This is a genomic window from Streptomyces sp. NPDC047014, assembly GCF_040644195.1.
In the GTDB taxonomy this organism is placed as follows: Bacteria; Actinomycetota; Actinomycetes; order Streptomycetales; family Streptomycetaceae; genus Streptomyces.
Genome location: NZ_JBEYVX010000152.1, coordinates 1 through 8,041, shown reverse-complemented (window position 1 = coordinate 8,041; position 8,041 = coordinate 1). Strand labels below are relative to the sequence as shown.

Below are 8,041 nucleotides of genomic sequence, written 5' to 3'. Positions count from 1 at the left end.
CGGCCGCCCGGCCCCGCGCCGCGGCGGCCGAGGCCACCGCGCACGCCGCGCGCGCCAACGCGGCGGCGAACAAGGCCGAGGCGGCCGCTTCCGCCGCCGGAGCCGCGGCGAACCGGGCGGAGGCGCAGGCGGCCCTCACGCACGCGGCCGCCCTGCGCGCCAACCAGAAGGCCGCGGAGGCCACGGCCCAGGAGGCCCGGGCCGGTATCGCCGCGCACGAGGCCGCCCGGCTCGCCGGGCTCGCCGCCATGGCGGCGAACAACTCCCTCCAGGCCGCGAACCGCACCAAGGAGGAGGCGGAGGGCGCCGTCCGCGAGGCCGCCATGGCCCGGGTCCAGGCGGGCATCGCCGTCAAGGCGTCCGCCTCGGCCCGCAGCACCGCCGCCGGGATCGCCGAGCCGGCCAACACGGCCATCGCGCTGACCGCGCCGTTCGTCGGCAAGGACGTCGACGCCGACTTCGCCGCCGAGGTCGCCGCCGCCGCGCTGGACATGGGCGCCGAGCAGGTCGCCTCGGCCGAGGCGAAGGCCGCGGAGGCCGTCAAGGCCGCCGAGGCCGCCGAGGCCGCCGCCAAGCGGGCCAACGCGCAGGTCGCCCCGGCCTTCCAGGCCGCCGCCGACGCGGCGCGCTCGTCCGCGAACGCCGCGCGGTCCGCCGCCGCGGCCATGAAGTCGGCGGCCCAGGCCGCCGAGGAGGGGGCCAAGGCCCGCGCCGCCGCGGCCCGCGCCAACCAGGCCGACGCCCAGGCCCAGGCGGACGCGAAGCTCGCCCGTACGGCCGCGAACAAGGCGTACGCGGACGCGACCGCGGCCCGCAACGCCGCCGTCGCGGCGGAGGCCGAGGCGTCCCGCGCCCGCGGCGCCGCCGCCGAGGCCGACAACCACGCGGCCGCCGCCAACAGCGCCGCCAGCCTGGCCGAACAGGAGGCCAGCGTCGCCCAGGGCGCCGCGGCCCAGGCGGAGAAGGACGCGTCGGACGCGAACAAGTTCGCGGAGTCGGCCGAGGTCCACGCCAAGTCGGCGGAAGCCGCGGCGAAGAACGCCAACACGTACGCCAAGGAGGCGGACGAGGCGGCGAAGAAGGCCGAGGAATACGAACGCGAACAAAAGCGCAAGGCCCGCGAAGCGGCGGCGAAGGAGGTCAAGGAGAAGGGTAACTACCCGAATCTGAACGAAGAGGAGATCGCGGCGCTCAAGGCGGCCGGAATCTCGCCGGAGGAGTACGAGAAGGCCCGCCAACTGGCGAACAAGGACTTCCTCGACTTCCTCGTCGAGAACGGCGGTCAGATCATCGTCGACCTTCTCTTCGAGGACATCAAGAACTGCATTACCGAAGGTGACTTCGAGAGCTGCTTCTGGGCCGTGGTCGGAGCCCTTCCGTGGGGCAAGGCGCTCAAGCTCATCAAGGAGATGCCGGCGATCACCAAGGCGGTCAGTCGCATCGTCACTGGTCTCGACGACTTCCTTGACGCCTCAGCCACAGCCAAGAAGCTGATCGCCAAGGGCGAGCAAGCCCTCGAGAAGTTCCGCAGGATCCCCGCCTGCATGCCCGGATCGAAGGCCCCGAACAGCTTCGCACCTGGCACTCCGGTCCTCATGGCCGATGGGACGCAAAAGCCCATCCAGGACGTGCGGGTCGGAGAACAAGTCCTGGCGACCGACCCCGAGACCGGCAGGACCGAGGGGCACGCGGTCACCGATCTGATCATCGGTGAGGGACAGAAGAGCCTGCGAGAGCTCACCGTCGACACCGACGGCGCGGCCGGGAATGCCACGGGGGCCATCACGGCGACGGCCGGGCACCCGTTCTGGGTCGAGAACCGGCATGCCTGGGTGGGCGCCGCCGGTCTCAAGGCCGGTGACCGGTTGCGCTCCTCCGACGGAGAGCTCAAGGAACTCGTCGGCGTGCGCGCCTGGACCGAGCCGATGCGGGTGTACAACCTGACGGTCGATGTCCTCCACACGCACTATGTGGTGACCGCAGGCGCGTCCGTCCTCGTCCACAACTCGACCTGCCCGACGAATTTCAAGAGCCTCGGGGGCAATCGGTTCGAGTCCCCTGCGGGTCTCGTGTACGAGCCCGGCTCGGCTCACGGTCACCGCATCGACCATGTCATGGAGCACGCCGTACCCGACCCCTCGAAGACCACCCATTCCGTCTTCAGCAACCCCGACATGGGCGACATCATGGGTCTGATCGATGAGGGATGGCTGAAGCGCGGCACCCCGGATCCGTCGGACCCGGCCAAGTACGTCGTTGACATGGGGAAGACGATCGGAACGCTGGGGGAAAAGAAATTGAAGATCGTCGTGGTGCCCGGCACCAATAGAATCATCACGGCACATCCGCTGCTGTGAGGAAGGAATGACATGATCTGGTGTCCCCGATGCGACCAGGGGTGGGTGGTCAAGGCCCGCGTCCGGGGTCGCGCGGAGAAGTTCCTCGTATGCAAGGAATGCGACACCGTCTGGGAGGGCACCCCGACGGGCACCATGCCCTTTCTTCTTCTCGAGGATTACCTGGCCGGATTCGGCAAGTCCCCGCTCTGGTCGAATATCGAGATCGAAGAGAAGTGAGCGAACGCTGACCGACATGGTGCGGCGACGAGAATGAGCGCAGCACACGGCCCGCCGGGACATCACCGGCGGGCCGTGTGCATGGGCGCGGTGTCACGACCGGCCGCCGAGTCGGAGCCACCGGCCGTGGCCGAGCACCTACCGGCTCGCCATTACGGGCTAGAGACCCAGTTCGGCCGTCGTCAGGCGGGCCACCGCTTCCTTTTCGCCGGCCAGTTCCACCGCCGCCGCTGCCTGGCGGCCGAAGGAGAAGAGGGTCAGTTCGCCCGGTTCGCCCGTTACCGTCACCACCGGGGTGCCCTTGTGGGCCACCACCGTGCGGCCGTCGGGGCGGCGCAGGACCAGGCCCACCGGTGAGCGCCGGCCCGTCAGGCGGGCCAGTTTTTCCAGGCGGGACCAGAGCGCGTCCGAGAAGACCGGGTCCAGCTCCCGCGGGGACCAGTCCGGCTGGGCCCGGCGGACGTCCTCCGCGTGGACGTAGAACTCCACCGCGTTCGCCGCCTCGTCGATCTGCTTCAGCGCGTACAGCGACACCTTCGGCGGCCCGGTCCTAATCAGCCGGATCAGCTCCTCGTACGGCTTGGCCGTGTACTCCGCCATCGCCTTGTCCAGCCGGGCCTTCAGCACGCCCAGCACCAGCCCGCCCGCCGCGTCCGGCCGCCGCTCCCGGACCACCACGTGCGCGGCCAGCTCGCGACAGGTCCAGCCGGCGCACAGCGTGGGGGCCTCCGGACCGGCCGCCTCCAACAGGTCCGCAAGCAGCAGGCGTTCACGCTTCGCATGGGTAGACATGCGGGCCAGCCTACGGCCGGACCGGCCCCGGCGCCCGCCCACCGGCCGGACAGGGATCACCGCGCCCCGCCGCGCCCGGCACAATGGCTCCATGAGTACGTCCCCCCGCCCCAGCGGCCTCGACCCCGCCGTCGCCGCGCGCCTCAAGCGCTCCGCCGACGGCCTGGTACCGGCCATCGCCCAGCAGTACGACACCGGTGAGGTGCTCATGCTCGGCTGGATGGACGACGAGGCCCTGCACCGCACGCTGACCACCGGCCGCTGCACCTACTGGTCCCGCAGCCGCCAGGAGTACTGGGTGAAAGGGGACACCTCCGGCCACGTCCAGCTCGTGAAGTCCGTCGCCCTCGACTGCGACGGCGACACACTGCTCGTCCGGGTGGACCAGGCCGGAGCGGCCTGCCACACCGGGGCACGTACCTGCTTCGACGAAGACGTCCTCCTCCGCGCAGCCGACTAGGTAGGGTCCCTCCGAAATGGATCTTGAGACGTTCCGCAAGCTGGCGGCCGACCGCCGCGTCATCCCCGTGAGCCGCAAGCTGCTCGCCGACGGGGACACCCCCGTCGGCCTCTACCGCAAGCTCGCCGCCGAACGCCCCGGCACCTTCCTGCTGGAGTCCGCCGAGAACGGCCGCTCCTGGTCCCGGTACTCCTTCATCGGGGTGCGCAGCGACGCCACCCTGACCGCCCGGGACGGCCGCGCCCACTGGATCGGCACCCCGCCCGTCGGCGTACCCACCGACGGCGACCCGCTGGAGGCCCTGCGCGCCACCGTCGAGGCCCTGCACACCCCCCGCGACCTCGCCGGGGAGATGCCGCCCTTCACCGGCGGCATGGTCGGCTACCTCGGCTACGACATCGTGCGCCGCCTGGAGCGCATCGGCGAGCACGGCGCCGACGACCTGCAACTGCCCGAGCTGACCATGCTCCTCACCTCCGACCTGGCGGTCCTGGACCACTGGGACGGCACCGTCCAGCTCATCGCCAACGCCATCAACCACAACGACCTCGACTCCGGGGTCGACGAGGCGTACGCGGACGCCGTCGCCCGCCTCGACGCCATGCAGGCCGACCTGGCCCGCCCCGCCCCCTACGCCCCGGCCCCGCTGCCCGCCTCCGAGCTGCCCGAGTTCTCCGCGCTGTGGGGCGGCGAGAAGTACCAGGCGGCCGTGGAGGACATCAAGGAGCGCATCCGGGCCGGCGAGGCGTTCCAGGTGGTGCCCTCGCAGCGGTTCGAGACCCCCTGCACGGCCTCCGCGCTGGACGTCTACCGGGTGCTGCGGGCCACCAACCCCTCCCCGTACATGTACCTCTTCCGCTTCGAGAACGGCTTCGACGTGGTCGGCTCCAGCCCCGAGGCGCTGGTCAAGGTCGAGGACGGGCGGGCCATGGTCCACCCCATCGCCGGCACCCGGCACCGCGGCGCGACCCCGCAGGAGGACAACGACCTCGCCGAGGAGCTGCTGGCCGACCCCAAGGAGCGCGCCGAGCACCTGATGCTCGTCGACCTCGGGCGCAACGACCTCGGCCGGGTCTGCGAGCCGGGCTCCGTGGAGGTCGTCGACTTCATGTCGATCGAGCGCTACTCGCACGTCATGCACATCGTCTCCACCGTCACCGGCCGCGTCGCCGAGGGCCGCACCGCCTTCGACGTCCTCACCGCCTGCTTCCCGGCGGGCACCCTCTCCGGCGCGCCCAAGCCGCGCGCCATGCAGATCATCGAGGAGCTGGAGCCCTCCCGCCGCGGCCTCTACGGCGGCTGCGTCGGATACCTGGACTTCGCCGGGGACTCCGACACCGCCATCGCCATCCGCACCGCGCTGCTGCGCGACGGTACGGCGTACGTCCAGGCCGGAGCCGGTGTCGTCGCCGACTCGGTGCCCGAGCTGGAGGACAACGAGTGCCGCAATAAGGCCGCCGCCGTGCTGCGCGCGGTGGGAGCGGCGAACCGCCTGGGCGGCGCGTAGGGGCGTAGGGGATAGTGGGGTGCGTGAGTGCCGTACCCCCGCCCCGAACCGATGCCGCCCCGTCCGAGCCGTCCGGGCCCTCCGAGGCCCCGGACAGCCGCAGCAGCCGCCGCAGCGTCGCCGCCGCGCTGCTGCTCGGCGCGCTCGGCGCCACCGTGGTCCTGCTCGCCTCCGGCCGGGTCTGGGCGCGGGGCACCGCCGCCATCGGCGGTGACGCCCTCCAGCTCGCCGCCGACGGCAGATCGGTCACCGGCCTGCCCGCCGCCCTCGCCATCGTGGGCCTCGCCGCACTGATCGCCGTCTTCGCCGTACGCGGCAAGGGGCGGCTGCTGGTGTCGGCCCTGCTCGCGCTCTGCGGCCTGGGCGCGGGCCTGTCCGCGCTCCTCGGCGCGGACGGCCGCAGCGCCCTGGACGCCGAGGCCGCCCGGACCACCGCGGACACCGCCGCGCACGTGGCCGGGCTGACCCAGACCACCTGGCCGTACGTGACCGCCGCGGGCGCGGTCCTGCTGCTGGCCTCCGGGCTGCTGGCCCTGCGCTTCGGCCGCGGCTGGCCCTCGATGGGCGGCCGCTACGAGCGTGACGGCAGCCCCCGCCAGCGCGCCGTCGCGGCGGTGGATCCCGACCGGCCGGAAGATCTGTGGAAGGCTCTGGACCGCGGCGAGGACCCGACCGGGGAGCCGCACGCCGACCGGGCCCACTGACCGGACCCCCCTGGTGGGCGGACCCGCCCGGTGCGGGACAATGTCCCCGGGCGTCCGATCACGGACCGCACGTTCGACGAAGCAGCGCGACAGAGCAACGAGGAGCAACTCATGGCGGGCACGAGCCACGGACACACCCCGGCCGCCTGGACCGGTGTCATCATCGCCTTCATCGGTTTCTGCATCTCCGGCGCCTTCATGGTGCTCGCCAACCCGCTCGGCTTCTGGGCCGGAATGGTCGTCGTCGTGCTCGGCGGTGTCGTCGGCATGGGGATGAAGGCCGCGGGCATGGGCGCGCCGAAGGCCGCCCACAAGGACCTCGCCGAGGTCATCGCCGCCAACAAGGTCCCGGCCTAGGTCCCGGCGCGCGGCGCAGCAGCCGAAAGGCGTGGCCCCGCCGGGCTGCGCCTTTTGTCGTGAGCGGAGAGGATCAGCGGGTGGACCCCTCCCGTACCCCTGACGCCCGGCCGCCGGACGCCTGGCCCCAGCAGGCTCCCGCGCCTGCCCCCGGGCCCGCCCCCGCGCCCTCCCGGGCGCGGCGGCTCGCCGCGCCGGTGCTGTACCTGGCCGGCGCCGTGTCCGCCTTCGCCTACGTCGGCGCCGTGGACCCGAACGAGCCCGGCCACTACCCCGTCTGCCCCATGCTGCGCCTGACGGGCCTGCTGTGCCCCGGCTGCGGGGGCCTGCGCAGCGCGCACGCGTTCGCGCACGGCGATCTGGCCGCCGCTCTCGGGTCGAACGCGCTCGCCGTCGCCGGCTACTTCGTCTTCGCGGGTTTCATGGCCGTCTGGCTGGTTCGCGCCTTGCGCGGCGGGCCGGTCCCGAGGGTGGTGCTGCGTCCTGCCTCATGGTGGGCGCTGGGTGCCCTCGTACTGGTTTTCGCCGTTGTCCGAAATCTCTCTTTCGGTGCGGCGCTGGCCCCCTGAACCCCGTACGGCGCCCGCGTGAGGCCCGTATTCCGCCTGTCCAGTTACTGGGACGCCGTCAACCGAGTGCGGAGGGCGACGCCCCGGGCGGATACCATTTGAGTGCTGACCTTGCAGGTGTACGTGTCTGCAGGGCGGCCGACCGTCATCGACCCGGAAGGGGGCCGCTCGCGTGAGTGTGCTCGACGAGATCATCGAAGGGGTCCGCGAAGACCTTGCCGAACGGCAGGCCCGCGTGAGCCTCGACGAGCTCAAGGAGCGTGCCGCCAAGGCGCCCCAGGCCAAGGACGGCGTCGCTGCCCTGCGCGGCGACGGCGTCAAGGTGATCTGCGAGGTCAAGCGCTCCAGCCCCTCCAAGGGCGCGCTGGCCGCCATCGCCGATCCGGCCGGGCTCGCCGCCGACTACGAGGCCGGCGGTGCGGCTGTCATCTCCGTCCTGACCGAGCAGCGCCGCTTCGGCGGCTCGCTCGCGGACCTGGAGGCCGTCCGCGCCCGCGTGGACATCCCGATCCTCCGCAAGGACTTCATCGTCACGGCGTACCAGCTGTGGGAGGCCCGTGCCTACGGCGCCGACCTCGCGCTGCTGATCGTCGCGGCCCTGGAGCAGGAGGCCCTCGTCTCCCTCATCGAGCGGGCCGAGTCCATCGGCCTGACCCCGCTCGTCGAGGTCCACGACGAGGAGGAGGTGGAACGGGCCGTCGCCGCCGGCGCCAAGATCATCGGCGTCAACGCCCGCAACCTCAAGGACCTCAAGGTCGACCGCTCCACCTTCGAGCGCGTCGTCGGGGAGATCCCGCCCCACATCGTGAAGGTCGCCGAGTCCGGCATCCGCGGACCGCACGACCTGATCGCCTACGCGAACGAGGGCGCCGACGCCGTCCTCGTCGGCGAGTCCCTGGTGACCGGCCGCGATCCGAAGGCGGCCGTCGCCGACCTCGTCGCCGCCGGTGCCCACCCCGCCCTGCGCCACGGCCGGAGCTGACCCGACCCCATGACCCCCGACCGCTCCCGCGTCCGTACGCGGCCCGCGCCCCCGGCCTCCCGCCGGGGCCCGGGCGGCGTACCGACGGCGTACG

General features: G+C 72.5%; 9 protein-coding genes. 8 read left to right on the top strand and 1 reads right to left on the bottom strand.

What is annotated here, in order from left to right:
• Together ABZ873_RS33435 and ABZ873_RS33430 are read left to right on the top strand one after the other, a co-directional pair.
• A partial coding sequence (locus ABZ873_RS33435; protein WP_360880391.1) for a polymorphic toxin-type HINT domain-containing protein occupies positions 1 to 2,357 on the top strand: 2,357 nt, incomplete at its 5' end.
• Between the two features lie 12 nt (positions 2,358 to 2,369).
• Positions 2,370 to 2,576: a hypothetical protein gene (locus tag ABZ873_RS33430; RefSeq protein WP_360880388.1), complete on the top strand. Its 207-nt coding sequence runs from the start codon at positions 2,370 to 2,372 to the stop codon at positions 2,574 to 2,576.
• 159 nt (positions 2,577 to 2,735) lie between these two features.
• Here ABZ873_RS33430 and ABZ873_RS33425 read toward each other — a convergent pair whose 3' ends face one another.
• Positions 2,736 to 3,368, bottom strand: coding sequence for a TIGR03085 family metal-binding protein (locus ABZ873_RS33425; protein ID WP_360880385.1), 633 nt, complete (start codon positions 3,366 to 3,368; stop codon positions 2,736 to 2,738).
• Between the two features lie 91 nt (positions 3,369 to 3,459).
• On the opposite strand from ABZ873_RS33425, the gene hisI reads away from it, so the two are divergent.
• The 6 genes from hisI (at position 3,460) to trpC (ending at position 7,947) form a co-directional block, all read left to right on the top strand.
• Positions 3,460 to 3,828 carry a phosphoribosyl-AMP cyclohydrolase gene (hisI, locus tag ABZ873_RS33420; RefSeq protein WP_360880382.1) on the top strand — a complete coding sequence of 123 codons (369 nt, stop codon included), beginning with the start codon at positions 3,460 to 3,462 and terminating at the stop codon, positions 3,826 to 3,828.
• 16 nt (positions 3,829 to 3,844) lie between these two features.
• A complete protein-coding gene (locus tag ABZ873_RS33415) occupies positions 3,845 to 5,335 on the top strand; it encodes an anthranilate synthase component I (protein WP_360880379.1) in 1,491 nt (496 codons plus the stop codon).
• A 14-nt stretch (positions 5,336 to 5,349) separates the two neighbouring features.
• Entirely contained in the window at positions 5,350 to 6,039 is a 690-nt protein-coding gene (locus tag ABZ873_RS33410) for a TIGR02234 family membrane protein (RefSeq protein ID WP_360880376.1), read from the top strand.
• 111 nt (positions 6,040 to 6,150) lie between these two features.
• The gene (locus tag ABZ873_RS33405) at positions 6,151 to 6,396 is read left to right on the top strand and encodes an HGxxPAAW family protein (RefSeq protein ID WP_360880373.1); all 246 of its coding nucleotides are present in this window, start codon (positions 6,151 to 6,153) and stop codon (positions 6,394 to 6,396) included.
• A gap of 80 nt (positions 6,397 to 6,476) precedes the next feature.
• Positions 6,477 to 6,965: a DUF2752 domain-containing protein gene (locus ABZ873_RS33400; RefSeq protein ID WP_360880370.1), complete on the top strand. Its 489-nt coding sequence runs from the start codon at positions 6,477 to 6,479 to the stop codon at positions 6,963 to 6,965.
• Positions 6,966 to 7,137: 172 nt separating this feature from the next.
• Positions 7,138 to 7,947 (top strand): indole-3-glycerol phosphate synthase TrpC, encoded by an 810-nt coding sequence (gene trpC / locus ABZ873_RS33395; RefSeq protein ID WP_030032547.1) that lies wholly within the window; start codon positions 7,138 to 7,140, stop codon positions 7,945 to 7,947.
• The last annotated feature ends 94 nt before the right edge of the window (positions 7,948 to 8,041 follow it).

What these genes read in the sequence shown, in the direction of transcription:
- ABZ873_RS33415 (WP_360880379.1), top strand. Translation starts at nt 3,845, where the DNA reads ATGGATCTTGAGACGTTCCGCAAGCTGGCGGCCGACCGCCGCGTCATC.
- hisI (WP_360880382.1), top strand. Translation starts at nt 3,460, where the DNA reads ATGAGTACGTCCCCCCGCCCCAGCGGCCTCGACCCCGCCGTCGCCGCG.
- ABZ873_RS33405 (WP_360880373.1), top strand. Translation starts at nt 6,151, where the DNA reads ATGGCGGGCACGAGCCACGGACACACCCCGGCCGCCTGGACCGGTGTC.
- ABZ873_RS33430 (WP_360880388.1), top strand. Translation starts at nt 2,370, where the DNA reads ATGATCTGGTGTCCCCGATGCGACCAGGGGTGGGTGGTCAAGGCCCGC.
- ABZ873_RS33425 (WP_360880385.1), bottom strand. Translation starts at nt 3,368, where the DNA reads ATGTCTACCCATGCGAAGCGTGAACGCCTGCTGCTTGCGGACCTGTTG.